The 26,105-nt window shown below is 40.2% G+C and carries 19 protein-coding genes; 13 read left to right on the top strand and 6 right to left on the bottom strand.

Features of this window, described 5'->3' with window-relative positions; genetic code table 11:
- Positions 1-807 precede the first annotated feature (807 nt).
- From pgmB to BMX26_RS08280, 3 genes are all read right to left on the bottom strand, one after another.
- Entirely contained in the window at positions 808-1,470 is a 663-nt protein-coding gene (gene pgmB, locus BMX26_RS08290) for a beta-phosphoglucomutase (RefSeq protein WP_143454892.1), read from the bottom strand.
- On the bottom strand, positions 1,470-4,274 hold the full coding sequence (locus BMX26_RS08285) for an alpha-L-rhamnosidase (protein ID WP_075530960.1): 2,805 nt from the start codon (positions 4,272-4,274) through the stop codon (positions 1,470-1,472). Before BMX26_RS08285 ends, pgmB begins: the two co-directional genes overlap by 1 nt.
- A gap of 119 nt (positions 4,275-4,393) precedes the next feature.
- Complete coding sequence (locus BMX26_RS08280) at positions 4,394-6,097, bottom strand: glycoside hydrolase family 3 protein (RefSeq protein WP_075530959.1); 1,704 nt, start codon at positions 6,095-6,097, stop codon at positions 4,394-4,396.
- Positions 6,098-6,220: 123 nt separating this feature from the next.
- Between BMX26_RS08280 and BMX26_RS08275 the strand changes: the two genes are divergently transcribed.
- Positions 6,221-7,225 (top strand): AraC family transcriptional regulator, encoded by a 1,005-nt coding sequence (locus BMX26_RS08275; protein ID WP_075530958.1) that lies wholly within the window; start codon positions 6,221-6,223, stop codon positions 7,223-7,225.
- Here the strand turns inward: BMX26_RS08275 and BMX26_RS08270 are convergent.
- The gene (locus BMX26_RS08270) at positions 7,215-8,201 is read right to left on the bottom strand and encodes a helix-turn-helix transcriptional regulator (RefSeq protein WP_075530957.1); all 987 of its coding nucleotides are present in this window, start codon (positions 8,199-8,201) and stop codon (positions 7,215-7,217) included. The two genes, BMX26_RS08275 and BMX26_RS08270, sit on opposite strands and share 11 nt — an antisense overlap.
- A gap of 128 nt (positions 8,202-8,329) precedes the next feature.
- Here BMX26_RS08270 and BMX26_RS08265 point away from each other — a divergent pair, with 128 nt between their 5' ends.
- The 5 genes from BMX26_RS08265 (at position 8,330) to uidA (ending at position 16,715) form a co-directional block, all read left to right on the top strand.
- The gene (locus BMX26_RS08265) at positions 8,330-10,711 is read left to right on the top strand and encodes a sugar-binding domain-containing protein (RefSeq protein WP_075530956.1); all 2,382 of its coding nucleotides are present in this window, start codon (positions 8,330-8,332) and stop codon (positions 10,709-10,711) included.
- A 115-nt stretch (positions 10,712-10,826) separates the two neighbouring features.
- Positions 10,827-12,065 (top strand): MFS transporter, encoded by a 1,239-nt coding sequence (locus BMX26_RS08260; RefSeq protein ID WP_075530955.1) that lies wholly within the window; start codon positions 10,827-10,829, stop codon positions 12,063-12,065.
- Between the two features lie 4 nt (positions 12,066-12,069).
- Positions 12,070-13,614: a glycoside hydrolase family 43 protein gene (locus BMX26_RS08255; RefSeq protein ID WP_075530954.1), complete on the top strand. Its 1,545-nt coding sequence runs from the start codon at positions 12,070-12,072 to the stop codon at positions 13,612-13,614.
- The gene (locus BMX26_RS08250; RefSeq protein WP_075530953.1) at positions 13,598-14,833 is read left to right on the top strand and encodes a DUF4038 domain-containing protein; all 1,236 of its coding nucleotides are present in this window, start codon (positions 13,598-13,600) and stop codon (positions 14,831-14,833) included. Before BMX26_RS08255 ends, BMX26_RS08250 begins: the two co-directional genes overlap by 17 nt.
- A 142-nt stretch (positions 14,834-14,975) precedes the next feature.
- Positions 14,976-16,715, top strand: coding sequence for a beta-glucuronidase (gene uidA / locus BMX26_RS08245; protein WP_075530952.1), 1,740 nt, complete (start codon positions 14,976-14,978; stop codon positions 16,713-16,715).
- Positions 16,716-16,977: 262 nt separating this feature from the next.
- Here uidA and BMX26_RS08240 read toward each other — a convergent pair whose 3' ends face one another.
- Positions 16,978-17,823, bottom strand: a complete 846-nt coding sequence (locus tag BMX26_RS08240) for an alpha/beta hydrolase (RefSeq protein ID WP_075530951.1) — start codon at positions 17,821-17,823, stop codon at positions 16,978-16,980.
- Positions 17,824-18,021: 198 nt separating this feature from the next.
- On the opposite strand from BMX26_RS08240, the gene BMX26_RS08235 reads away from it, so the two are divergent.
- Genes BMX26_RS08235 through BMX26_RS08225 form a run of 3 tightly spaced genes read left to right on the top strand, consistent with a single transcriptional unit; the run spans position 18,022 to position 21,349 of the window.
- A complete protein-coding gene (locus BMX26_RS08235) occupies positions 18,022-18,891 on the top strand; it encodes a helix-turn-helix domain-containing protein (protein ID WP_075530950.1) in 870 nt (289 codons plus the stop codon).
- A gap of 59 nt (positions 18,892-18,950) precedes the next feature.
- Positions 18,951-19,586, top strand: a complete 636-nt coding sequence (locus tag BMX26_RS08230) for a hypothetical protein (RefSeq protein ID WP_075530949.1) — start codon at positions 18,951-18,953, stop codon at positions 19,584-19,586.
- A complete protein-coding gene (locus tag BMX26_RS08225; RefSeq protein ID WP_075530948.1) occupies positions 19,583-21,349 on the top strand; it encodes an ABC transporter ATP-binding protein in 1,767 nt (588 codons plus the stop codon). The genes BMX26_RS08230 and BMX26_RS08225 overlap by 4 nt, the downstream gene beginning before the upstream one ends.
- 37 nt (positions 21,350-21,386) lie before the next feature.
- On the opposite strand, the gene mprF is transcribed toward BMX26_RS08225, so the two are convergent.
- Positions 21,387-23,984 (bottom strand): bifunctional lysylphosphatidylglycerol flippase/synthetase MprF, encoded by a 2,598-nt coding sequence (gene mprF, locus BMX26_RS08220; protein WP_075530947.1) that lies wholly within the window; start codon positions 23,982-23,984, stop codon positions 21,387-21,389.
- A 513-nt stretch (positions 23,985-24,497) separates the two neighbouring features.
- Between mprF and BMX26_RS08215 the strand changes: the two genes are divergently transcribed.
- From BMX26_RS08215 to BMX26_RS08200, 4 genes are all read left to right on the top strand, one after another.
- Positions 24,498-24,743 (top strand): hypothetical protein, encoded by a 246-nt coding sequence (locus tag BMX26_RS08215; RefSeq protein WP_075530946.1) that lies wholly within the window; start codon positions 24,498-24,500, stop codon positions 24,741-24,743.
- Between the two features lie 133 nt (positions 24,744-24,876).
- Complete coding sequence (locus BMX26_RS08210) at positions 24,877-25,239, top strand: hypothetical protein (protein WP_143454891.1); 363 nt, start codon at positions 24,877-24,879, stop codon at positions 25,237-25,239.
- A 31-nt stretch (positions 25,240-25,270) separates the two neighbouring features.
- Entirely contained in the window at positions 25,271-25,468 is a 198-nt protein-coding gene (locus BMX26_RS08205; RefSeq protein ID WP_075530944.1) for a hypothetical protein, read from the top strand.
- A gap of 60 nt (positions 25,469-25,528) precedes the next feature.
- On the top strand, positions 25,529-26,086 hold the full coding sequence (locus tag BMX26_RS08200) for a phenolic acid decarboxylase (RefSeq protein ID WP_075530943.1): 558 nt from the start codon (positions 25,529-25,531) through the stop codon (positions 26,084-26,086).
- The last annotated feature ends 19 nt before the right edge of the window (positions 26,087-26,105 follow it).

Below are 26,105 nucleotides of genomic sequence, written 5' to 3'. Positions count from 1 at the left end.
TATAGTGGCGGTATTTCCAGTCATTATAACTAGGTTCGGAGCGTGTATCGTTTTTTAATGTACACGTAATGTAATCGCGTGACGCGATTCCTACGATTTTAATTGTAGGTAGTTCAAAAGAAGGCTGTTTTCGACGGTATATTCTTCTAAAAAATTCATTACTGCATCTTTACGCTGAGTTTGGACGTCGGTTAGGTAAAAATGGTACTTTCCGTTTTGCAGGTAGTTTTACCAGGATTGCGAATATCTGCTGCGAAGAAGGTAGGTGCCAGCTATAGCGAGCAGGATACTTGGAAATAAGATAAGCGTAAAGCCAATAAATGCATTTTTACTTTTCATTATTTGCAATTCCAGGAAGCCTCGAGACTTTTATGCCCAATGTATGTTCGCACATATGCCAACTTACCCTTAGGTTCCCAGCCGGAAAACTTGCCATTAACAGTTGTGCTGTGGATGAAGTGGCTGGTCTGTACCTGAGAATATCCTCATAATCCTCCAATACGGACATAGTTCCACTCTACATTGACTCCATGATAGCGCACCGTTCGTGCCATGGCAGTGTTAGTTGAGACTAATAAGACTGCCAGTACAATGATTAGACTGGATTTTATTGTTCTTTTCATAGCATTTTCCCCATTACTATCAAAAAATATGAATGTTTTGCGAGCATTATAATTCGCTTGGATATTATTATCAATGAACACTTACACTTTTCCTGTCCGTGATTAAAAATTCCTAATTGCACGAAAATGTTTGTTTTAGTGTATAAAATACCCGGTGGGCATCTGGCTCACCGGGTATTTTTAATTATTCGTGGAAGTTTTCCCAGGCTCTTTTGACGTCTGCATAGTTGATGTCTACGGTCTTATCAAAGCAAAAGTCTGCCTTGCCGACTTCTTTTTTTGACCCGATGCCGATTGATACGGCGTGGGCGTCGTTGATAGCAGTGACACCGGCGATGGCATCTTCAAAACCGACACAGTCCTCTGGTTTAAAGCCCAAAGCATCGGCAGCTGCCAGGTAGATATCCGGAGCCGGCTTGCCTTTAGCCACCTTAGTTGGGTCAGCCACGGCATCAAAGGCTTCAGACAGACCCAATTTTTCTAAGATGAAAGGACCATTTTGGCTGGCTGAGGCCAAGGCGAGTTTGACGCCATGTTCCTTTAAGTCGGAAATTAATTTGGCCATGCCGGGTAGGATGTCTTTTTCAGTCAAAGTCTGCAGGTAGCCGCGGTAAACGTTGTTCTTTTCGGCAGCCAGGCGGTTGAATTCAGCTTGCGGCAGGTCAATTTTAAGGTAGTCTAAGATGACCTTAAGCGAATCGGACCGGCTGACACCCTTGGTCTTTTCTTCCAATTCGTCGGGCAGTTCGCGGTCGAAGTTGTCTTTGATGAGTTTTCTCCAAGCCTTGAAATGAAAAACGGCTGTGTCTGCAATGACGCCGTCTAAGTCAAATAATGCGCCTTTCATTATCTTACGGCCTCCTTACGTTCGCTTAAAAGCGGAGTTGTTTCTAAGATGTGGTTAATTTTAACCAAAGCATCCGGTTCAATGTTGATGAAGGGCAGGAGGGTGTTTAACTTGGTCAAAGACATCTTACCGAGGTTGGCAACATTGTTAGGGTCCTTGAAGAAGTTCAAGACATCTGATTCCTTAGAGATTGCTGCAACCAACTCAGGGTCTTCCATGATTTGGGCAACCGGAGTTTGGGCGTTGTAGCATTCAACGTAGTCTTCATCAGGCACGTATGAGATTTTGTAAGTACCGGCAGTCAGTGTGAACTTCCCGTTTGGCTTAAGTTCGCCGTTGACAGACACACCATTTTTTGGGCTTCTTGGCAGATCAACGTTGACAGTTTGGCCGAATGGGACAGTCAAGGAAAGCTTGATAGTGTGGTTTTCGTCGCTTTCGATTTGGTATGAAGCAGAAAGTTTGCCGTAGCTTGATGTGTAGTAGCCGGAAACCTGCTTTAATCTGTAGTCGTAGTTAGGTTTGAATTCTACGGTTTGGTAGCCAGGAGTGTGTTTTGCAAAACCTAAGAGGTAGCGGTAACCCCATTCCATGATAGCTCCGATAGAGTAGTGGTTTAATGAGTTCATCCCGTCTGGGTTCATTGAACCGTCTTCCATGACGGAGTTCCAGCGTTCCCAAACAGTAGTGGCACCCATGTTAACAGCGTATAACCAGCTTGGGAAGTCTTCGTTCATGAAAATTTTGGTAGCGAGCTTGTGGTCGCCGTACTTGGAAAGGACTTGGTTGATAAATGGTGTTCCCACAAAACCAGTCTTCAAGTGGTCATTGTCTTTGCCTAAACGGGCAACTAAATCACGGAGAACTCTTTGTTCTTGTCCTTTTGGAACCAAGTTGAAGTAAAGAGTCAAAGCGTAGGCGGTTTGGGTGTCGATTGAAAGACGGCCGTTAGCTGTGATGTATTCTTTTTGGACAGCTTCTTTAATCCGGGCAGCCTGGTCGGCGTAGAACTTGGCATCGTCATCTTTGCCTAAGACCTGGGCAGTCTTGGCTACGATATCTGATGAGTAATAGTAGTAGACAGAAGCGATGAAGTCTTCATCGGTTTTACCGGTAGGCAGGGCAGGATTTTCACCGTCCAAGGCAATCCAGTCGCCGAATTGGAAGCCGCCGGTCCAGAGGTCTTTGGTAGAAGTGTGCTTAGTAATCCATTCAACCCAAGACTTCATTGCAGGGTAGTGCTGACGCAGGATTGCAGGGTCGCCGTATGTCTGGTACATGTTCCAAGGAACAACGGTAGTAGCGTCACCCCAAACAGCAGCGCCGCCATCGTCAACACCCATAGCTGGAGCGTACATGGTTACCATGCCGTCGTGGGCTTCTTGTTCGACAGCCATGTCACGGGCAAACTTCTTGAAGAATTCGTAAACGTTGCGGTTTAAGGCTGCGGTGTTTGAGAAGACATCGGCATCCCCGGTCCAGCCTAAACGTTCGTCACGTTGTGGACAGTCAGTTGGAACATCGACAAAGTTTGACTTTTGCCCCCATTGAACATTTGCAAAGAGGCGGTTAACCTTTTCGTTGTTAGTCTTCAAGTCCCCAGTTTGTTCGGAGTTTGAGAAGATAACGGCTGCCTTGTAGTCTTCAGGCTTGATTTCATCGAAATCGCCGGTTACGCGGACGTAACGGTAGCCGAAGTAAGTGAAGTGTGGGCGGACCCAGCCTTCTTTTCCGTCAGAAGTGAACTTGAAGGCAGCGCGGGCTTCACGCAGGTTTTCCCGGTAGAAGTTGCCTTCTTGGAGAATTTCACCCATTTCAAAGGTGATAGTCTTGCCCTTTGGCAGGCGGTTATAGAATTCTAACCAGCCGGCCTGGTTTTGACCGAAGTCAAGGACTGTTTCACCCTTAGGAGTAGTGATGACTTCTTTAACATTTAAACGGCTGTCGACACGAACAGGGATGCTCAAACGGTCGCATAAAACGTCATAGGAGAAATCTAAGACCTGGGAATTTTCCCAGTTGGAAGGAACGATTGTAGCATCTAAGTCTTCGCCATAGTAAATAGAAGATTTGGTTATTTTGCCTGAAGTTGTCAGCCATGATTCGTCTGAATTTACCACTTCTTTTGTTCCGTCAGCAAATTCCACGTGCAATTCAGCCAGCATTCTTTGCCAGTCGCCGTAGATTTCGCTCTTGCCGCCGTCAAAGCCCATGTTGCCTTTGTACCAGCCATCAGCCAAGGAGAAGGTCAATTCGTGGCTGCCTGAAGTCAAGGCGTCTGTGACGTCGTAGGTTTGGACTTGAACCCACTTGGTGTAGTCGGTTGAGCCTGGGGCTAAGAATTCATCGCCGACTTTTTTCCCGTCAATATAAGCTTCGTACAGACCTAAGCCGGTAGCGTAAAGGCGGGCCTTCTTAACTTCCTTGTCAAAGGATAAGTCTTTTTTGAAGAGGGTGTTTTGGATGTCTTTGTCCTTGTTGCCAATCCACTTTCCTGTGTAGGCTTCATCCATCTTCCCTGTTTCAAAGAAGGCAGAACCCTTGGCTTCTTCGCTGTCAGTTTTGATGGTAACTTCAACGTCATAGCGGCTGCGTGCTTCTAAGGCTAAATCTGGGGTAAAGAAGTTGTTGTCGTAGTCGACTAAACCTGAGTTGTAAACTTCTTTTTCGTCTTTTTTAATAACTAATTGTTTTTGAGCCTTTGAGTAGGAGTCTGCTTCAACGGTAAATTCAATCCGCAAATCTTCTAATTCAAAGCCAAGCGGGTTTTCCATGTGGTTAACGTAAACTTTTGATACTTGCATTATTGTTCCTCCAATATTTTTATCTTCATTTAAATTTTATCATTTAATGAAGCGTTTTCACGTTGAGAAATCGACTTTCTCATAAAAAGAGCCTAGGATTTTTCGACCTAGGCTGCTTTTTACAAGCGGGTTTCGAAGCGGCCACAGAATGGGTCGACAGGGCTTACCCCTTCGAAGTCTTCTTTGCCGGTTACCTTGCGCATCACGGCATCGATGCTTGCCCGGTTACCAGTGTAGGCATTGATGAATGTTGAAACATTAGGAATGTCGTAGAGGTGGTATGGGTTGGCAGTTGAAACAAAGACTGTCGGAATTGACTTCATGAACCAAGGGGCATCGGCTGCCATCAAGTGAATCCAGTCAAGCCGGGTAGTAGTCTGGTTGCTTGCAGTTTCAACGTTGGCAACGTATAAGGCCAGGTCAAATTTGTCTTTGACGTCTGCGACACCTTCTTCAAAGACTTCGTGGAAGTCTAAACGCTTCTTGTCAAAGACATTAACTTCAAATCCTTCAGCTTCAAGACGCTGCTTGAATTCGCCGGCAACCTGTCCGCCTTCCTTGAAACCGCCGTCGTCTGAGTCGCCTAAAACATAGAGGCGGACACGGGGGTACTTTTCAGGAGTGATAGGAAGGAGCTTGTCGCGGTCCTTAACCAAAGTTACGGCCTTCTTTGCGATTTGGTCGGCAATGGCTTCGTGTTCTGCACTCTTCAAATCAAGGACCTCAGGGACGCCGTTTAATAAGTTTTCGTTTGTGTCCATGACACCTTGGGCTAATTTAGTTCCTAAAATCCGGGTTACGGCTTCGTCCAAGCGTGCGGCAGAAATAGTGCCGTTAGCGACAGCCTTGCGGATGAATTCGTAGTCTTCGTCGATGTTTTTGTTGAATAAAATCATGTCGATACCGGCATTGATAGTAGCTGGCAGGAGTTCTTCACGAGGCAGGGCTGCGTTGTAACCAATCATTGGAGTAGCATCTGTGATAGCCAAACCGTTGAAGTTCAAGACGTCACGCAAGAGGCCGTCAATCAAAAGCTTGGATGATGAGGCAGGGCGTAAGTCCTTGTCGGCGATACCAGGGGATAAGCGGCGTTCCCAAGCTGGCTGCATGATGTGGGCAATCATAACTGATGGAATACCGTCTTCGATTAATTGACGGTAGATTTGTCCGTATGATTCCATCCATTCGTCAGCTGAAAGGGAGTTGACGGAGGATAATAAGTGCTGATCACGGTCATCGACCCCGTCGCCAGGGTAGTGCTTGATAACCGGAATCACGTGGTTTTTTGCTAAACCTTTAGCTTGTGCTTGTGACATTTTCAAGACCTTGTCTTTGTCAGACCCGAAAGTCCGAACGTTCATGATGGGGTTCTTGAAGTTGTTGTCGATGTCAACGATTGGGGCAAATGACATGTTTGCGCCGACTTGGTTGGCTTCGTAACCGGCAACGTTCCCTAATTCGTAGGCTGACTTGATGTCATTTGAAGCAGCCATTTCCATTGGTGTTCCTAAGCGGGTACCTTCAAAGATAATTCCATTGCCGCCGGCTTCAAGGTTAGCTGCAACAAAGGCTGGGATTTCGCTGTTTGCTTGGATTTCTGAAATTTCGCGCTTAATCTTTTGGGCAGCATCTGGACGGTACATGATACCGCCAGGACGGTATTTTTGAGCAAATTCCTTTAAGTTTACCTGGTCTTCGTCTTGTCCGATAACGAAGAATAATTGTCCGATTTTATCTTCAGTGGACATTTCTTTTACTTTATTTTCAACGTATTTAACCTGTTCATCATTTAAGAAGTAAGGTTTTTTCTTTAAATCAACCATAGTATTTAAAAACCTCCAAATAATTTGTTTACGTTTTCATTATAGCAATTTCCCAAATTTGTGCTATATTTAAAACAGATAAAAAATGTGTTCATTTCACAGATTTAAAAAAGAGGTAATAAAATGAATCCAGAAATACTTGAAATATTACGCAAAAATAGTGATCCTAAAGACTGGTCAAAACTAAAAAATACTTTCAATGCGGATCTGTTCGGCTATATAGAAGATCAGCCCGTATATAAATTTTATTCAACCTTAAATGATAGCTTGGAAGTCACACCCCAGTCTATTTCATTGTCAATTCAGCCCAATAACTCTTTTATTCCTTATCATCAGCATAACTATGCGGAAATGATCATTCCACTTTTAGGATCTTGTACGGTTATTATTGATGGTAAAGAAGTTGAGATTTCCCAAGAAAATATTATTTTAATTGGTAATGGGGTCGTACACCGTGTTAAAGAAACGGTGGCGGGTGCGATTGTGGTCAATATTGCTTTGAAAAAAACCGCATTTTCATTGAACGATTTAAATTTCATGTTGCATACAGGAACCAGCCAGTCAATTTCCAGCATGCTTTTTGCTCTTTTGAGCGACAGCAGGGAGTTAGGCAGCAAATATTGTCTTTTTTCTGTTAATCATAATCATAAAATCATCCAAATAGTCTATGATATTATCGATGAGTACTATAAAAATGAAGTTCAAGCTAATCAAATTATTCGTTTTGATTTGTTAAGTCTTTTTTCGCGCCTTATTCGGCAGGCTTACAAAGAAGACTTTAAGGTTAAGTCAGGCAATATCAATAACGGGGTGGATATCTTGGGGTTGCTTTTATATATAGAAAAGAACTACCAAAATATTACCTTAGATGAGATGGCTAAACACTTCGGCTTCAATCCCAACTACCTGTCAAATTCGCTGAAAAAAAACACCGGCTTAACTTTCATTAAGCTGGTGCATTTGCAAAGGGTCAATGTGGCGGCTGAATGTTTGGTTAATACCACGGTAGCGATTGAAAAAATTGCAGCTAAAGTTGGTTATGAAAATCCATCTTATTTCTACAAAGTTTTCAAAAAAGTTTTAGGCTGTTCACCCAAAATATACCGCCAAAAGATGGCTAATCTTTAGGATACTTTTGGCGAAACTGATTGGGAGAACAATGTGCTTCTTTAGCAAAGAAATGATAGAAATAATTTTCAGAGGAAAAATGCAATAATTGGGCAATTTCAGCGATAGAAAGCTTGGTTGTCAGCAGCAATTCTTTAGCACGATCAAGGCGGATTTCTCTGGCATATGCATTAATTGTTTTACCGCAATGCTTTTTTAAAAGGCGATTTAAGTATTCGTCATTATAATGCAAAAAAGCACTGACTTCTTTGCGGGAAATAGCCCCATAGTTTTTTTCAATAAAGGAAAGCATCTGATTAATCAGATAATTTTCTTTGTTAGAATTGATATAGACTTGCTTTAACTTAAAGGCATGATGATTTTCTAAGATAGCCAAAAGGCGTAATAAAAGGCCTTGTCTAAAGTAGGCAGCCCCAAGGTTGGTGCTAGCCAATTCAATTTGCAAAGAGTCTAAAATAGTTTTAAAGCGAGAATCGATAATTGGGAGCGTAGGGTGAAATGCTAAGAAAATTTTTTTCCAAGCACCAGTATCAGTGCAGCTATTGCGCAAAAAGGTAAAGATAGGACCTGACAAGGTATCTTCAGTTAAATCACGGGTAATTTGTTTAAATAAAGCTTCTGTAAAATTTAGAATCATTACAAAACCATTTTGAACCGTATCACTGTGTGTGATGCGACGGTTAATAATACATCCTTCACCTGCGTGGAAGATGTATTTTTTGTTTTCAATAATTTTTATCATGGTGCCTTGTATAACATAAAAAAGTTCAAAAGCTGTATTTTGATGCGGCTGATTATTATTGGCACCGACAAAATATTTAATTCTTTCATTTTGTATATTTGTGTAAAGAATTTCACCATTGAATGATTTTTTCATAAACATAGCGATATCAGCGTTATTTTGGATGCTGGGATAATCGCTGCCGGCTGTTTTAATTTCTAATTTTTTAAAATTATTCTCAAGATATGAATTCATCTGCAAAACTCCTTAGTCGATTTTTGACACCGCTTTCTCTAATGCTAGTCGCTAAATTGCATTATAGCACAATTTGAAATTTTATATTATATAAATGTAAATATAAGATGAATTGAGAGGAAAAAACAATGCGAACAAAAATCAATTTAAATCATAATTGGCTTTTTCATTTGGGAGAATTAAAACTTCCGCCGCATGAAATTGCTAAAAAAGCCTATGCTTTCGGGGGCTTAACCGCTGCCCTTCCAGCTGAAAAGCAAAGCCGCCTAGAAGTCAGCCCGGGCGGAGTTCATTTTTTAAAATTAATTGCTCAAGGCGATGAAGAGGTCGGCTTACGCAATTTATGCAACACTGATCTTGAAAGCAGTCTGGACAATTCTTGGCGAAAAATCGACTTGCCCCATGACTGGAAAGTAGAAATTCCTTACGAAAACAACCCGCAAAATTTGATGGAAGGATCAAAACCTGACGATGTAGGCTATTACCGCAAGCGTTTTGGACTTAGTGAAGATTTTAAGGATAAGAAATTAGTCTTGGATTTTGAAGGGGTTTCGCGGATGGCCGATGTTTGGCTGAACGGGGCATATCTAGGCCACAATAACAGCGGCTACACTGAATTCGAATTTGATGTTTCGGGCCTGGTTTATTTCGGCGACCAGGAAAATACGCTTTTGGTTAAGGCCGATACAACTCGCGGCTCTGAAGGCTGGTGGTACGATGGTGCCGGTATTTACAAGAATGTTTCACTTAAAGTTTTGCCTAAGGTCCACTTTAATGAAGATGATCTCTATGTTTACACTAAGGGTGCAAAAGATGGCCAGGCTAGCTTAGGTTTGGAATTCACGCTGGAAAATGAAACTTTTGCAGCTAAAAAAGCAGAAGTAACGTATCAGGTTGCTGGAATTAAAAAGACCATCAGCTTAGATGTGCCCGCTTTAGGCAAGACTTTTTACCAAGAAGACTTGGAAGTTGAAAATCCAGAATTATGGTCTCCAGAAAATCCCAAGCTTTATACCGCAAAACTTGAAACAAATGAAGATAAGCTGGAAAAGAGCTTTGGGATTCGGACCTTCAAGTATGACCAAACCGGCTTTTATTTGAACGGTAAAGCCTATGAACTTCATGGAATCTGCGAACATCAAGACTTTGCTGGCGTAGGGGTAGCCTTAAACCAAGATATTTTAGACTTCAAGGTCAAGATGATGAAGCAGATGGGGGTTAATGCCTGGAGGTCTTCCCACAATTTTGCTGCCAAGGAACTCTTGGATGCCTGCGACCGTTTAGGTGTTATTGTTATTAATGAAAATCGCCTGCCCGAAGCTACACCTTGGCGCTTGAATGATTTGGAAAAGATGGTTAAAAAGACGAGGATGAATGCTTCGATTGCCTTTTGGTCATTGGGTAACGAAGAATTAACCGGCAACACTGATTTTGGCAAGCGTACAATGGCTGAATTGGCCAAAGTTGTTAAGAAAAACGACTTTGAACACTTGATTATTTCAGCTGAATTGCTCAGTCCAGAAGGTTTCGTGGATGACGATTACCTTAAGAATTTTGATATCTTAGGGATTAACTACCCTGAAGCCGGCGTTATGGGGTCTGGTGCCGACTTGATTAAAGAAAGCCACCCTGATCTTCCAATGATGAGTACTGAAAATGCTTCATACTTTTCAACGCGAGGAATTTATAAGGATGACGGTGATAAGTGCCAATGTAACAATTTTGGTTCAATGTATTCCATGGTTCTTCCCGGCAAGAGAAATCCGGGTGACCCAGGGGTAGGCGGCACAGCGCGGCCAGAACAGGTTTTAGCCTATCTTGACAGCCACAAATACATGGGCGGAGTCTTCTTGTGGACCGGATTTGATTACTTTGGCGAACCTTCACCGTTCTCCTGGCCGGGGATTAGTTCACAATTCGGAATTGTCGACTTGTGCGGCTTTCCTAAGGACTATTACTACTACTATAAGGCCCACTGGACGAAGGATGCCTTTGTCCACCTGATGCCTCACTGGAATGCTGAAGGTTTGGAAATTGAAGACGGCAAGACCAAAGTGCGTGCTTTCTCTAATCAAGCTAGTGCAGAACTCTTCTTAAACGGCCAAAGCTTAGGCAAAAAGGTATTAAGCGACTGCACGGCTGATTGGGATGTAGAATATGCAAAAGGTACTTTAGAAGTTAAAGCCTACGATTCTTTTGGCAAAGAAACGGCGGCTGATGTGAAACAGACTGCTGGCAAAACAGCTAGTTTGGAACTGAACACGATATATGAGGGCCAAGTCTATGACTTAGTTGCAGTCCAGGCTTTAGATCAAGCTGGAGTGGCAGTGCCTTGTGAAAATAGAGAGATTTCATTTGAAATATACGGTGGGAAAATAGTTGGTATAGGAAATGGCGACCCAGCTGATATTAGCCCATATAGTCTAAAACAAGTCAAACTCTTTAATGGTAAGGCTTTAATTATTGTTAAAAAAGCAGCAAAGCAGCTTTATCGTATTGTAGTTAAATGACCATATCTGTGAAATGAACATAAATAGTGTAACATTTGAATATGGTGAAAGCGGTTTATGAAACATATAATATAAATGTAAACAAAAGCGTTATGCAAGAAAGGATTGAAATTATATGGATAAAATGAAAACAAGAATCGGTGCCGTAAGTATGGCGACACTAGCAATGTCAGGTTCAGTAGCAGGGGCTGCGATTGCGGCCATTTCAAAATCATTTCCTAATACACCTATTTCAACAGTGCAATTATTATCTACCTTGCCAGGACTTGGATCTTTAATTATCACTTTAATCGCTGGCCAAATGGCTTTGCATGTTTCCAAAAAGAATTTGGTTCTATTGGGTATTGCCTTAGTTACAGCCGGTGGGGTAATTCCTGCTGTTTGGAATAGCTCAATTATTGGTCTGCTGGCTTGCTCTGTCATCTTGGGGATGGGTGTTGGTTTTATTTCAACATTAAATCCAATGATTTTAACCGCTAACTTTGACGGTGAAGATCGTTCTTCTATGATGGGAATTAGTACGGGGATGACTTCTCTTGGATCCATGGTACTTACTGCTTTAGGCGGGGTCTTAGGCGCACAAAACTGGCGTCATTTGTACTGGGTCTTTGCTTTAGGGATTATTGTCTTCTTATTAGTATTGTTCTGCTTGCCAAACGACAAAGTTGAAAATGTTACAACGAATAGTGATAATGGCCAAAAAGAATCCACTTGGTCAATTATCAAAGGGATGAACCCATATGTTTATTGGATTTATTTAGCTGTCTTTGTTTTAGGTGTTGCTTATACGGCTTATGCTGCTAACCTTTCTATCATTATTGCTGCTAAGCATCTAGGTGGGACAGCCATGACAGGGGCTATCAATTCATTTGGTACTTTTGTCGGTATTTTTGCTGGTCTTGGTTTCAAATATTTGCGCAAGGCAACTAAGCCTAATACCTTGGCCTTTGGTTTCTTATTCTTAGTTATTACTTTAGCTTTGACCTATTTCTTCAATAATGTAATCGCTTTAGGTATTGCAGCAGCTTTCTCAGCTATTACTATGGTTACAATTATGCCAACTGCAACATTCATGTTATCAATGCTTTGCTCACCAAAACAAGTACCCGTTGTTATGTCGATTTTTGTCTTCATCAATAGTTTAAGTTCTGCAATTGCTCCTAAACTTATCAGCTGGTTACATGTTCCAGCCGGTGCACCATCATTTATTTTTGCCGGTGCTTTAGCTTTAGTTGTAGCGATTATCTTGTTTGTAACTGGCTTTGAAAAGAAGGTTGAATCTGGTAATTTATTGCAAAATGAAAATGCGTCAGAAGAACAAGAAGATGCTGCTAACCATCCTGTAAAGGGGTAATTTTATGAAATATCAAAATCCAATTTTACATGGGATGTATCCTGATCCAAGTATTGTTTTAGTGGACGATACCTACTATCTAGTTAATTCAACTTTTGAATATTATCCAGGAATAGCTTTATCAAAGAGTAAAGATTTGGTTAATTGGGAAAGAATGCCCGGTATTGCTAAAAGTCCTAAGCAGGCGGATCTTAGAACCTCTAAGTCAAACGAAGGTATCTTTGCTGTTTGCATCAGACATTATGAAGGGCATTTTTATGTGGTAACCACTAACTTTGCCGAATTCAAGACCTTTATCATCCGCGGGACTTTCAATGAAGACAAGTCAGCGATTATCTGGGAAAACGATCGAGTGGAAGTTAACGTCATGGGGATTGACCCGGACTTGTACTTTGAAGATGGGAGAACCTACCTGCAGTTTACCGGCTACATCGATGACAAGGGAACCAAAGCAATCCAGCAGGTAGAAATTAACCTGGAAGATGGCAAAATCCTGCGTGGACCGGAAGTCATCGCCTTTGGGACCGGTGGACGCGACGTTGAAGGTCCTCACATCTTAAAGCAAAAGGGATACTATTATTTATTGACTGCAGAAGGCGGAACCGGTCAAGGCCACATGGTTACCATGTTCCGGTCTAAAGAATTATGGGGACCATACGAAAACGAAGTCGGTGTCAACCCCTTATTCACCAACCGTGACCGGGCCGAACAGCCCTTACAAAACATCGGGCACTCCGACTTGTTTCAAGATGTTAATGGCAACTGGTGGCTGGTCTGCTTAGGCACTAGACCCGCCAATGTCGGCTTCAGCCAAATCACCAATATCGGCCGGGAAACCCTGCTTTATCCGGTTGACTGGTCGGGTATTTGGCCTAAAATCTACAAGGGTGTGCCTGAAAAGGAAGTGGACCTGACAGACTTCCCAGAACATGCCAAGACTATCGGGGTCCAGGCTTCAGCAGACTTTGAAGATGACTTCAAGGACGGGTTGAAAAATGACTGGCTGACATTGCGTGACAGTTTAAAAGACAAGCTGCAGGTCAAAGACGGTCTGCTTGAATTGTATGGTCAAGAAAAGAAGCTCTCAGAACTTGGTACGCCATCGTTTGTTGGTTTAAGACAAGCAGACCATGAAGAAGTATTGACGGTAGAAGTATCTGAAGAAACGGACCTTAAGGAAGGAGCCGCCGGGATTGTTTCCCTCATTAATGTTGACCACTATGCCGGACTTATCTTAAAGAAAACAGAACAAGGCTATGACCTCTATCGCCTCCAACAAGTCGCGGATGTTGTGGTTAACCAAAAAGTGGGTCATTTGACAAGCCTACCTGAAAAACTGGAATTAATCAATTCGGCAGCAACGAAGACTTTTACTGCCTATGCTAAAGAGCAAAAGGTGTCCTTTGAAATGGCAGCTATCAACTTATCAAATGAAGCTTTAGCCGCTTTAAACACCGGTGATATCGAAGGCCTTTTTGCTTATGGCAATGCCAAACTGACAGTAACGAAAGTAAAAAGGGAGGTAAATGCCGATGTTGAAAGTAAATAATAGAAGATTTGAAAAAGACGGCAAAACATTCTTTTATTTGGCCGACACTTGTTGGTCTGCCTTTACCAATATTTCCATGAATGATTGGCGTCATTACCTGAAAAAAAGAAAAGCACAAGGATACAATGTTATTCAAATTAACGTCTTAAGACAATGGGACGCCAGCACTATTTCAGACGGCAAGGTTTGGGAACCTTTTGAGCTGGTAAGTAATGACGGTACTAGAGTCTATGATTACTCCAAACCAAATGAGGAATATTTCAACCATGCTGAAGAAATGCTGAAAGTCATGGAAGAATATGACCTGACACCCGGCCTCATTCTTTTGTGGTGCAACTATATCCCTGATACCTGGGTACATGGGATGGCCCAAGCAACTAATCTCATGCCTTATGAAAATGTGGCCGGCTATGTGGAAATGGCGGTCAAGCGTTTTAAGAAGTACCACCCAATCTACTTTATCAGTGGTGATACCGACTTTCCTGAAGAATCAAAGGCCAAAGATTACTACCTGACAGCCTATGATGTTGTAAAGGCAAATGACGCAGAAGCCTTGGTATCAGCGCATATTGCCGGTGAACACACTGACGTTTACCCGGATTTGTTGGAAAAACTTGACTTCTTCTCCTATCAATCAGGCCACGGCAGAGACGGCCAGCAGACTTCCTATTCAATTCCTAAAGAAATGCTTAAAAAAGGTTTTAATAAACCAATGGTTGATACAGAAGTCTGTTATGAATTCATGCCGAAATTTTCCCGGGAAATGGATGAAAGATATAGTGCAAAAGATGTCCGCAAGTCATCTTGGCAGGCCGTGCTTGCCGGAGCCTTTGGCGGGGTAACCTATGGTGCTCATGGGATTTGGTCTTGGCACAACAGTGGCGAGACTTTCCCGCCCGGCTACCCATACCCGGCCGATTTCCATGATGCTCTGAATTTCTCTGGTGCTATGGATATTGCCTATATAAAGGAAAAAACGAAAGATTTAATCAATCCCCAACCGGTTGAACTTGATGGTTTAAAGGCGCTAAAGGGACAAAATAAGACATTAGTCTATGTTCCTGCCGCAAGAGATGTTGACCTGTCTGACTTAGACTTTGACTTCAGCCAAGTTAAGGCGGTCAATCTTGAAAATAGGCGGATTTACTTTCCAGAAGTTGCTGACAAACTTGCAAAGAAGCTGGATTTGGCTGATGATTACCTCTTGATTTTAGCCTAAAATCTCAGTAGCAACGAATACATGAAAAATCAGTCTCTAAAGTTAGAGGCTGATTTTTTGGTAGTTACATTTAAAATTACTTATGAACGTAAAAAGAAAGTGCTACAATAATCATGAAAACGTTTAAGATTGAGGCGATAACATGTTATATCCGCAAGCAAATGAAATAAGAATGACCAGCAAACTAGATGGAATGTGGAAGTTTTCTAATACCTCTCAGGTAGATTTAAAAAAGCCACTAACACATGCGCAGCTGATGGCAGTTCCGGCTTCTTTTAACGATCAAACTTTGGATAAGCAACTAAGCGACTATGTGGGTACGGTGTGGTATGAAAGAAACTTTGCTGTTCAACCGGAAACTTTGCAAAAAAGGCTGGTGTTGCGTTTTGGTGCAGTAACGCATCAAGCTAAAGTATACATTAATGGTCAGTTTGTCGACCAGCATGTAGGTGGCTTTACGCCTTTTGAATTTACCATTAATGATTATGTTCAAGTTGGCATTAATGATTTAAAAGTGGCGGTTTCAAATATTTTAGACAATACAACTTTACCTTCAGCTGCTTACGATGAAAAGACAAACCATTTGGAACCACGGTTTGATTTTTATAATTATAGCGGTATTCATCGGCCGGTTGTATTGTATACGACTAATTTTACCTACATTGATACATTTGACATCAATTACCAGCTGACAGGTGAACAGGCAGTTGTTACACCAAGTGCTGAAATTGTTGGGCCTTATGACCAAGCCATGATTACCTACTTCGATGAAGATGAAGTGTTGCTTGGACAAAGCAGTTTAGGCGGGAGTTTTATGATTGATAAGCCCAAACGCTGGAATGTGATGGATGCGCATTTATATGCTGCTGAAATTAAGGTTTATCAAAAAGGCCAACTGTTAGATACTTATCGACAGGAATTTGGCTTACGGACAATCAAAGTGGAAGATGGCCAATTTTATCTAAATGATAAACCCGTCTATTTTAAAGGCTTTGGCCGGCATGAAGATTTTATTGCCAGTGGCCGGGGTGAGAATCTAGCTTTGACCAATTTGGATTTTAACATTATGAAAAATTTAGGTGCCAATTCTTTTAGAACATCACACTATCCTTATTCAGAAGAAGAAATGATGCTAGCAGATAAACGCGGCTTTTTAGTGATTGATGAAGTAGCAGCCGTAGGATTGTATAATGATTTTAGTGTTAATACGGGTATCAGCCAAACGGACAGCTCTACTTGGCAGGTTTTACAAACAGGAAAGGCCCATAAACAGGCATTAAAAGAGCTGGTTGAGCGGGATAAAAATCACCCGAGTGTAGTGATGTGGTCGTTGGCAAATGAACCAGCTGGCCAGCAGGAAGGGGCTTATGAGTATTTTAAGCCTTTGTTTGAGTATATGCGAACCTTAGATGATCGGCCTTTAACAGTGGTCAATATTTCTATGTCAGGATATCAGCTTGATAAGGTCAGCTCCCTGTGCGATGTTTTATGCCTTAACCGTTACTATGGCTGGTATGTTGATAATGATGATTTAACCAAAGCTAAACAGGATTTAGCCCAAGACATTGAAGGTTGGCATGAACTTTATCCTAATAAGCCGATTATTTTCACTGAATTTGGGGCAGACACAATTTATGGCAAGCATTCCCTGTATCATGAACCCTATTCAGAAGAATATCAGTGGGATTATTATGAGGCTAATTTCCAAGTTTTTGATAAATATGATTATGTAGTTGGCGAACAATTGTGGAACTTTGCTGATTTTAAGACATCTCCGTCATTAATCAGGGTTATGGGAAATAATAAAGGGGTCTTTACGAGAGAGCGCCAGCCTAAGATGGTCGTCAAATTGTTGCAAAAACGTTGGCATAAGCAAAATTAAATAAAATTCAAGGCAAAAAAGCTGATAAATTTAGGCAAATAGCGCAAGTCTAAGACGGACTTGCGCTATTTAAATTAAAAGACTAGACCTACGACTACGTGTTGTAGGTCTAGTCTTTATTTTTATGTAAAAGAAAGGGGGATGCGATTTGGTTTCCCAAAATAAGCGCTATTAAAAGCTTTATTAGAAACTTGTGGCAAGCATTTGAAATTAGTTAGCACTATTTGGCTAGCGTAAACTACTAAGTTTTACGACGGATAAATTATTCCCACAAAACGGAGGCTAATTTATTCAACACTTTTTTGCTCTCATGCAAGCCGGAATGGGTGGTGTTTTGATAGATAACTTGGTGATAGGTGGACCAATCGTCTTTGAGAACCGTTTTTAAAAATTCAGATTGTACATGAGGAACAGATCCATCTGAGGCCTTTACGTCTGATTTAGTTCCCATAATATTATAAAAGTGAATCATTTTTTGCGGATCAAACTTTTTTAACTTCTTAACTAAACGAAAATAATTTTTGTCGGTGGTCTTTTTCTTTAAAGCTTCTAAAAAAGATATTTTATTGGAGAAAGATTCATTAATGGGGACTCCAAGCAAGATGACCTTGTTAAAAGTTATGTTTTTTTGGATGTAGCGGGAATTGGCGACGGCATGAATCCACGCCGTTCCCCCCCAAGAATGGGCCACGACATTCAATTTGGTGACTCCATATTGATGATGTAAAACTTTCATTATATTAGTCAGCCAAGTAACTTGAGGCAGGTAGTTTTTAGTGTAATTCCAGTCAAAGATAACCTGTATCAGCGCATTTTTTTTGCCGGCAACAGTACCTGAAACATGAATTTTTCCAGTAGGGGATACATGGACGGTCATCGTTTTTTGAGCAATATTTTCTTTTTGATAATAATGAATTAATTTGGCATAGGTTAAGGCGTTTCCCGCCCAGCCGGGAATGAGAAGTGTAGGTGTTGGACTGTATTTGACATCGCTACGCAAATTGTCTTTTTGCAATGCTTGGCCTTTTGTACCGGTTATGAGGAAAAGTTGGATCAAAACAGCCAAAATTAAGATGATGAAAAGCGTTAATAAAATTTTTTTGAGCATAAAACCATCTTCTTTCAAAACGTTCTCTATTTAATATTTTACGCGTTTTGGCTAGAAAAAAAAGCAATATGCAATATGTAGCCGAAGCTTTTGCATCGTTGGCAAGACTATGCTAAAATGTGGACGTAATTAATCTAAATGTTATTTTTTTAATTTAAAAAGGGCGTATTCTCATATTGTTTAAATTGGGGGAAGTTTATGAAAATAGGGCAAAAAGTTAAGCAGATACGTTTGGCGAAGGGGATTAAAATCAAGGATTTAGTGAAAAATATTGTCTCAGTCCAGCAATTTTCTAAATTTGAAAATGGCAAAAGTGAATTGACCATCAGCAAGTTCTTAAAGATTATTGATAGATTGAATATGTCATACGGCGAATTGAGATGTCTTTGCGAAGAGTTTTATACGTTTGATAACCAAGATTGTTTTATTGAAAAGTACGATGAAGCTGTCAAAAATGGGAATTTAAATAAAGTTAATGAATTGTTTTTAGAAGAAGCCGAAACATTTAAATTAGATGGAAATATCAGGCATAAGCATAATATTATGCTACTAAAATTAGCGCAAAATAGAATTTTGCATGAGCCAGTTGATAAAAGGATTGTTAGCGAACTGATTGATTATCTTTGGACCGTAGCAGATATTGGCAATTATGAAATAAAGCTGCTTTCACTAGCAATCATATTTTTTAGTAATGAACAGAAATTTTTTTTAATTAAACGTGTATATCATGATGGAAAAATACCTGTTGAAAATAAAGACATTATCCTGAAGATGCTGTTTAACGCAGTAATAGGTGAACTTGAAAGTGAAAATTTACTTTATTGTGGAAAGTATTTGGATATTTTGCACAATGAAATTCAAAGTAGCCAATACTACGAACGTACCAAGCTCAATTATTTTGAAGGGCTTTACTTTTATAGAATAGCGCGAAAAAAGCGTGGCGAAAGAATGGTAAAAAAAGCTTTAAAGGTCATTGAATTTTTGGATGAATACTGGATATATAAAGTATACCGTAATTATTTTGAAGCTTTTAAGGAAAAACAAGATTTAAATTATATGAGAAAGTAGCTAAAATAAAATTAATTCTAAAATATAATGATAGCCAATTAATGGAGGAGGTTATTGTTATGAGAGTAAAATATCTTGATGGTTCAGCAATTGGTAGTCACGAAGCTAGTTTACAAAAAATTTGCGAGTTTAAAATTGATGTTCCATATATTGTAACCTATGTTTCCAAACAAGATTCAGCCGTATTTATTGATTTTAGTAAAGAAAAAAGCATTTTTCTGAATAAAGGAATGGTTATTTCAACGGAGGGTATTATTAATTCTAACGATAGTAGAATTGAAATAAAAAATTTAAATGGATATACCTATAGATTAATGGAACAAAGTGAAATTAGCTTTGAACATACAGTTGAAGGGATAAAGCCCGTTTATTATGGTGATGTTGCTGTTATTTCTAGTGGAAAATATCGGACAAGTTGTTGGAATTCAACTACAGGCAATTTTTTGGTGAGAACTGAAGGTGACGGACTAGATAAATATGTTACATTAGGGAAGAGTTTATCTGTTTATGAATATGATGAATCAGGACGAAAATTTGAAATTTTCAAAATGCCTGAATATACTGAATTTTTAGTTAAATTTGATAAAAATAAAAGTATGCGTGAACGCTACAGGATAGTCTCAAAAAGAAAACTGACAAACAAGGAGTTGGCTAAACTTCATGAACAGTATATCTTCCCAGAAAACTGGGAGTGATTTTTGTGGAAAACGTGAAAAAGTATTTAAAATATCTGTTTAAAACATATAGCCTGTTCTTTAAGGCGGCCAAAGCGGTTACGTTGGTGATTATAATTTTGACACCGCTGGAAGCTTTTGTTCCTTTGGCTTCGGTACAGGCCAGCCAGGAAATCGTTAATCGATTAAGCAGGAATCAGGGATTTATGACGGCCTTTATCATTTGGGTGATTGCAACTTTCTTAATTCAGCTTTTGCCGGCAGTACGGACCAATATTCAGGGGGTGTTGACTGATAAGTTGACAGGTTTTGTTAACATTTCCTTGATGAAAAAGTCGCGGGAGCTTAAATTTTTAGAATTATTTGATGATAGCGAATATTTTGATAATTTAAAGATGTTACAAAGTGATGCTAGTTGGCGGCCGGTCAATTTGATTGTGTTTGGCATGTCAATTTTGCAACAATTATTGATTTTACTCGGAATGTTTATTTTGCTTGGCAGTTATAATATTTTTTTGACGTTGGTCTTGTTGACTGTTTTAGTTCCACAGACCTTAGTATATTACAAAATTCAACAGGCAGCTTTTGAGACGATGGTTACCCGTAGTAAAAATGCCCGGAAATTAGATTATTTGAGCAGCCTTTTACTTGATCGTCAAGATGCTAAAGAAGTACGCTTATTTTCAATGTTTAAGGCGGTCATTTTCCGCTATACCAATTTATTCAATCAGACGCAAAAGACGGTTAATTCAGTCCGTAAAAAACAGATGTGGACGGCAACCTTCTTTTTAACGCTAGTCATTTTAACGACATCGTATGGTTTTTATTGGTTTATTGTCCAAGTGCAAAATGCAAGCTTAGCGATTGGCAGCTTGCTGATGTATATCTCAGTAGTTGCATACATTACTGACAGCATGACTAGGTTGGTTGAAGATGCCAGTCTACTTTATGATTCGTTATTATGGATTGAAAAATACTATGATTTTATGGATTATCATGAGACTAAAAAGGACGGAAAACAGCTTTTTACGGATACTTTTGAGCAGTTGGCTGTCAAAAATTTAAGTTTTACCTATCCTTTTTCTAATCATGAAGTCTTGCATAATGTTAGTTTCACGGTTAAAAATGGTGAAAAAATTGCGATTGTTGGTGAAAATGGTTCAGGCAAAACGACTTTGGTTAAACTGCTCTTACGCTTTTATGACTGTAATCAAGGCAGTATAATGTGGGATAAAACAGATATTAAATCTTATGATATTGAAGATTATCGGCAGCATTTTTCAGCTGTTTTCCAGGATTTCAGCCGCTTTAAGCTGAGCTTGCAAGATAATCTGACTGCGATGAATGAAAAAAAGCGCGATTTGAAAGAAATTTTAAGAAAAGTTGGTTTATATGATAAATTTAAAAATGATGGTGTGACGTTGCAAACGATTTTATCAAAAGAATTTCAAGGCGGAGTGGATTTGTCAGGCGGTCAATGGCAAAAAGTCGCGTTAGCCCGAGATTTGTACATGGATCGTCCCATCGAAATTCTTGATGAACCGACAGCTGCGTTGGATGCTCGAAGCGAGCAGGAAATCTATGAGATTTTCTTGAATGAAAATCGCAATAAGACCATCTTTTTTATTACGCACCGCATGTCTTTAGTAAACTTGGCAGATAAGGTTTTGTATCTTAAAGATGGGCAGGTACATGGGTTTGCCACACATGAACAGTTGATGCAAGATGATCCTGATTACCGGGAATTGTATGAAATTCAAAGAAAAGCATATATAAATAGCTAAAAAAGGACTTCCAATGTTGGAAGTCCTTTTTAATTTATTAAAAAATATCGCGAATTCGTAAAGCAGATTTTTTGCTGTCAGCACGCTGATTGATTAATAAGACCAGCTGCAGGGTCGTTGAAGCTAGATAGCTCTTCTTTTGGTAGGCAATGTATTTTGGATGCCAGGAAGTGGCATATTTGTTTTTGTAGTTGCGCAATCCTTGGAAGGCATACAGCCGGTTGCCATATTCGTAAATGAAGTTGGCAATTTTTTCACCTAAAAAGCTGTATTTACTGCTGCCGACATTTGACAGTGGAGCCATTCCCAGATAAAAGGAATCATAACCTTCTTTTTGGCCATACCAGAATAAATTAATGAAGATTTCATCCATGATTCCCGATGGAGCCGCTTTTCTATCATGCCGCATCAAATCAATCGTTAAGGTATCTTTTCCTCCCGTAGGCATCAAAGTGGCAAAGGCGACCAACTGGCCTTCTTTTGAGCGGACAATTGCAATGGGCGCTTGATTCAAGTAGTCTTTAGAAAAGTAGCCCAAAGAAAAGCCTTTTTCGGGTTGGCTGCCAAGCCAGCTGTTTGAGACTTTGTGCAGTTCTGCCAAAGTTTCAGCTGAAAACGTCGGTTCGATAATAGAAAATTGATATTCTTCTCTTTCAAATTTATTCATTAAGGCACGTTGACCTTTTTGCTTTTTACCGGACAAAGTGAATTGATCCAGTTTCAGCCAGGCGTCTTCACCGATTTTAATAAAGTCAAAGCCGTATTCGTGCAAAAGCATGGTCATTTTTTCACCGACTTCATAAAAGACTAGTTCATAGTCATAAAGGTCGGCTTGGTCCAAAAAGTCTTGGATGGCTAAGTCGAAGTCATCCTTGTTTCCAACAGGTTCGCCCATGATGACCAATTTGTTGATGGTGGCTTTGTACATGAAAAAGACGGTATCTTTGCCGTCTTTTTGGTAGAAAAAGAGCTTCTTGTCGCCTAAAAAGGCCAGGTGGCTGGTTTCGTTGCCGCCGAAATTAGCGATAATGGCTTTGGCCCGAGAAAAATCTGGCTTAGTATCTTTAAAGGGGTCTTTGCCATGAGTCAGATACGTAATAATAATTGCAAGAATTAATCCGGCAAAAAGTAAGCCCAAAAGCCCCGCCAGCCAAACACCCTGATCAGGGAATAAAAATTGGGATGGAATGTGGTGGCGGCTCGAAAACTTAGTTCGATTGACAGCGCCAACTATGAAATAAAGAACAAAACCGCCGCCAAAGATGGCTGCATCTGTCCATAAAGCTCCCCATGAATATTGGAGCTGTTTTCTGTAGTAAGCATCTTTTGAAAACAGCATCAGAATTAAAACGACGGATAAATAAACCAAAAGCGACCAGTTTAAATCGGTGTAGATGGTGTTGTAGATGGTATTAAAAATGCCGATTACGATAAAGACCAAAGTCGGGATATATGCCTTTTTGACCCTGGAGAAGATTCCGCGGGCTAATCCTAATAGGGAAAAGGCAAATAGAATATTGGTTGCCTGGTGAATAAAAAGAAAAGTCAGCGGGTAGAGTTTGGCTAAAATACTGTTTCTAATGGTGAATTCCGGCAGGGCTGATTCTAAGAACATAAAAATCCCTGAAAAATACAGGAAAATGGTAATCAGTCCATGGGATATCCGGGATCCAAGAGCTTGCGGAATGCCATTTAATGATTTATTGAGTTTTTCGCCCATGTCATGGAGCATAAAGAAAATGCCAATGGCAGCCGGAACCAGGTAGTAAAAGAGTCTAAAATAAATAAGCCAAATCAAGACTGTTTCCTTAGGAATGCCCAGTCCCATTAGCTGCAGCAGCATGAAGACATCAAAAGACCCGATACCGCCGGGAATCATGGAGATAATCCCTAAAACCGAAGCAATGATGTACATCGGAAAGACAATGATTAATGTCTTAAGGCTGATATTGACAAAATACCCGATTAAAAGGAAAAAAAGGCTGACAAAGGCCCATTCCATAGTTGAACCGACAATTAGGCGAATAATTTGATTAGCCTTGAGGTCTTGGAAAAATTCGCTTTGTTTAAAGCGGGTAGCCAAAAGGACGGCCGGAAAGTAAAGTCCGGCGAGCAAGAGCCAGATATCATGTCGGCCCAAACCGTTTGTCTGCTTCGTGACGACAATGTCGATCAAGGCTATCCAGCTTAAGATAGAAAGACCCGATAATAAGAAGAGGGCAATTTTGGAGATAGCGTAGAAGGCCTCTTTTTTAGAGGCTTTTTCACCGTAGAAGTTGGCCCGCAAAGCAGCCCCTAAAAAGCCGCCAAAACCGGCAATGTTGGTTAAGGTATTGACAATCCAGCCGCTTTTGAAAATGTACCGTTTAGAATATTTTCCCGGTAAAAATTCGGTAATCAAAAAGTCATAGTTAATCATCGGCAAAACAGCTATGAGACCTAAAATGAGCATTATTAACAGCTCTAAGGGCGAACGACTGGTGATATCATTTGAAATCTTGGACCAGTCGGTATCGCGTAACATCCGGCTAACTTCGATGATGACGAAAATTAAAATTGAGAGGACAAAGAGATATTTAAGTAAATTAGCTTTTTTTTCGATAAAATGCTGGATTTTTATAATGGTGGTTTTCAAAAAATCACTTCCTTTGCTAAATATTATAAAGCCTATATGTTGGTAAGTGAGTAAAAAAAAACAAAAAAGTAAAAAAATTTATCAGCGCGAAATTTTACGGCAAAATACGTTATAAATATATGAAAACGATTTACTTGGCGCTATAATAGGCCTTGGAAAGGACTGATTGTTATGATGATGTTAACGAAAAGGACTCATGATGAGAAAGTCAAAGAAGAGCGGCGAAAAGCCAAAATAAGATAAGAACGGGCTTTTGAAAGAGCAACAGCAGCTAATTTTGGCGAAACCCTTGATGTTGGGGTAGTTCAACAAGAAGTCATCGACCAAGGACGGTTGCGTGATTAATTAAGCACTAAGCTGGAATTTACAGCTTAGTGCTTATTTGCAAGAAAATAAAAATTACTGGTAATATATCTTGGCGAAAAAAAGAGGCGCAGTATAATAATAAATTACGGGTAATAAAAAACTGCCGTAATAATTCTAAAAGTGAGGATTTGATGATATGAAAAAATAATGAAAGCTGCTGTATTTGAGACGATGAAGGCCGTGCCGGAAATTAAAGAAATTCCAATGCCAACAGTTAAAGAAGGTGAACAATTAGTGAAAGTCTTAGCTGCTAGCATTGATAATGTTACACGTGCACGGGCCAATGGCAGCCATTATTCAGCCAAAGATGCTACGGGTTTTGTAGACGGCTTCGATGGCGTGGGTCAGACAGAAGACGGTAAAATTATATTATTTTGTGGGTGCCAGCGGTAAGTACGGCTCTTTTTTCCAGTATGCTCCGGTTGCAAGCAGACATATGCTGCAAATTCCGCAGGATATAGATGTTAAAACTTTGGCTGCGTTCATGAATCCAGCCTTATCTTCATGGGTTGCTATTAGATAACGTTTGGCAGAAGGCGTTGAAGGTAAAAAGGTGCTTATTTTAGGTGCTACTAGCAATACCGGCCGGTTAGCTATTGAAATCAGCCGTTATTTAGGCGCCAAAGAAGTTGTCGGCTTAGGCCGTAAAATTGCGGTTTTGCAAAGCTTAGGGCTTGATGATTATGTGGTGTTAGATGGAACAATGGCTGAAAAAATGCAAAAATATGCCGATTTTGGTGTTGATTTAGATTATTTATGGGGCCAACCCGCTTTAGACTTAATGGGTGCCATGCTGCAAGCCAGGAAAAATAAGGCCGCCTTGTTAGAATGGGTTCAAATCGGCAATGTGACGGGCAAGAAATTGCTTTACCAGCCAGTTGCGGTCTAATAATTTATACTTCGTTGGCTCAGGGCTTGGATTGGTAGCAGTACCAGTATTTGGCAAAGAATTATATACCTTGGCTCAATTGGTTGCCGGCGGCAAATTCAACGTTGAACCTTATTGTGTTGCCTTAGAAGATCTTAATGAAGTGAATTGGAATGAAAATAAAAAAGGGTGGTTTACCTGCCATAAGTGGAAACGCCGCGTTGTGCGGCGTTTTAAATTTCAGGGTTGACTTTTTGTCGATAACGTCATATTATAATTTGTGTAAATAACGACACAAAGGAGCAACGAAATGGCAGATTTAAATAAACTTGCATCAAAGACGTTTAAGACACTCGACGATTTTGTAGGTACTCACTTTATCTACACTTATGATAACGGCTGGGAATATGAATGGTATTGCAAAAATGATCATACAGTTGACTACCGCATTCATGGTGGTATGGTTAAGGGTCGCTGGGTTAAAGGACAAGAAGCGTACATTAATATGCTGACAGAAGGCATTTATAAAATTGCTTGGACGGAACCAACAGGGACTGATGTAGCTTTGGATTTTGTACCTAATGAACAAAAACTTAACGGCACTATCTTTTTCCCACGTTGGGTTAAAGAACATCCTGAAATCACAGTTTGCTTCCAAAATGACCATATTGATTTAATGGAAGAATCACGTGAAAAACATGCTACTTATCCTAAAATGGTAGTACCTGAATTTGCAACAATTACTTATATGGGTGATGCGGGGATTAATAATGAAGAAGTTATTGCTCAAGCACCATATGATGGGATGACCGATGATATTAGAAACGGCAATTACTACGATGAAAATTATCACCGTCTGGCCAAATAAGGCTTAATTTTGTTAAAAT

This window comes from Ligilactobacillus sp. WC1T17 (assembly GCA_900110005.1).
Classification (GTDB): domain Bacteria; phylum Bacillota; class Bacilli; order Lactobacillales; family Lactobacillaceae; genus Ligilactobacillus; species Ligilactobacillus ruminis_A.
Note: the sequence above shows the minus strand (reverse complement) of the source record. Positions and strands in the feature narration are given on the sequence as shown.

What these genes read in the sequence shown, in the direction of transcription:
- pgmB (WP_143454892.1), bottom strand. Translation starts at nt 1,470, where the DNA reads ATGAAAGGCGCATTATTTGACTTAGACGGCGTCATTGCAGACACAGCC.
- BMX26_RS08285 (WP_075530960.1), bottom strand. Translation starts at nt 4,274, where the DNA reads ATGCAAGTATCAAAAGTTTACGTTAACCACATGGAAAACCCGCTTGGC.
- BMX26_RS08280 (WP_075530959.1), bottom strand. Translation starts at nt 6,097, where the DNA reads ATGGTTGATTTAAAGAAAAAACCTTACTTCTTAAATGATGAACAGGTT.
- BMX26_RS08275 (WP_075530958.1), top strand. Translation starts at nt 6,221, where the DNA reads ATGAATCCAGAAATACTTGAAATATTACGCAAAAATAGTGATCCTAAA.
- BMX26_RS08270 (WP_075530957.1), bottom strand. Translation starts at nt 8,201, where the DNA reads ATGAATTCATATCTTGAGAATAATTTTAAAAAATTAGAAATTAAAACA.
- BMX26_RS08265 (WP_075530956.1), top strand. Translation starts at nt 8,330, where the DNA reads ATGCGAACAAAAATCAATTTAAATCATAATTGGCTTTTTCATTTGGGA.
- BMX26_RS08260 (WP_075530955.1), top strand. Translation starts at nt 10,827, where the DNA reads ATGGATAAAATGAAAACAAGAATCGGTGCCGTAAGTATGGCGACACTA.
- BMX26_RS08255 (WP_075530954.1), top strand. Translation starts at nt 12,070, where the DNA reads ATGAAATATCAAAATCCAATTTTACATGGGATGTATCCTGATCCAAGT.
- BMX26_RS08250 (WP_075530953.1), top strand. Translation starts at nt 13,598, where the DNA reads ATGTTGAAAGTAAATAATAGAAGATTTGAAAAAGACGGCAAAACATTC.
- uidA (WP_075530952.1), top strand. Translation starts at nt 14,976, where the DNA reads ATGTTATATCCGCAAGCAAATGAAATAAGAATGACCAGCAAACTAGAT.
- BMX26_RS08240 (WP_075530951.1), bottom strand. Translation starts at nt 17,823, where the DNA reads ATGCTCAAAAAAATTTTATTAACGCTTTTCATCATCTTAATTTTGGCT.
- BMX26_RS08235 (WP_075530950.1), top strand. Translation starts at nt 18,022, where the DNA reads ATGAAAATAGGGCAAAAAGTTAAGCAGATACGTTTGGCGAAGGGGATT.
- BMX26_RS08230 (WP_075530949.1), top strand. Translation starts at nt 18,951, where the DNA reads ATGAGAGTAAAATATCTTGATGGTTCAGCAATTGGTAGTCACGAAGCT.
- BMX26_RS08215 (WP_075530946.1), top strand. Translation starts at nt 24,498, where the DNA reads ATGAAAGCTGCTGTATTTGAGACGATGAAGGCCGTGCCGGAAATTAAA.
- BMX26_RS08200 (WP_075530943.1), top strand. Translation starts at nt 25,529, where the DNA reads ATGGCAGATTTAAATAAACTTGCATCAAAGACGTTTAAGACACTCGAC.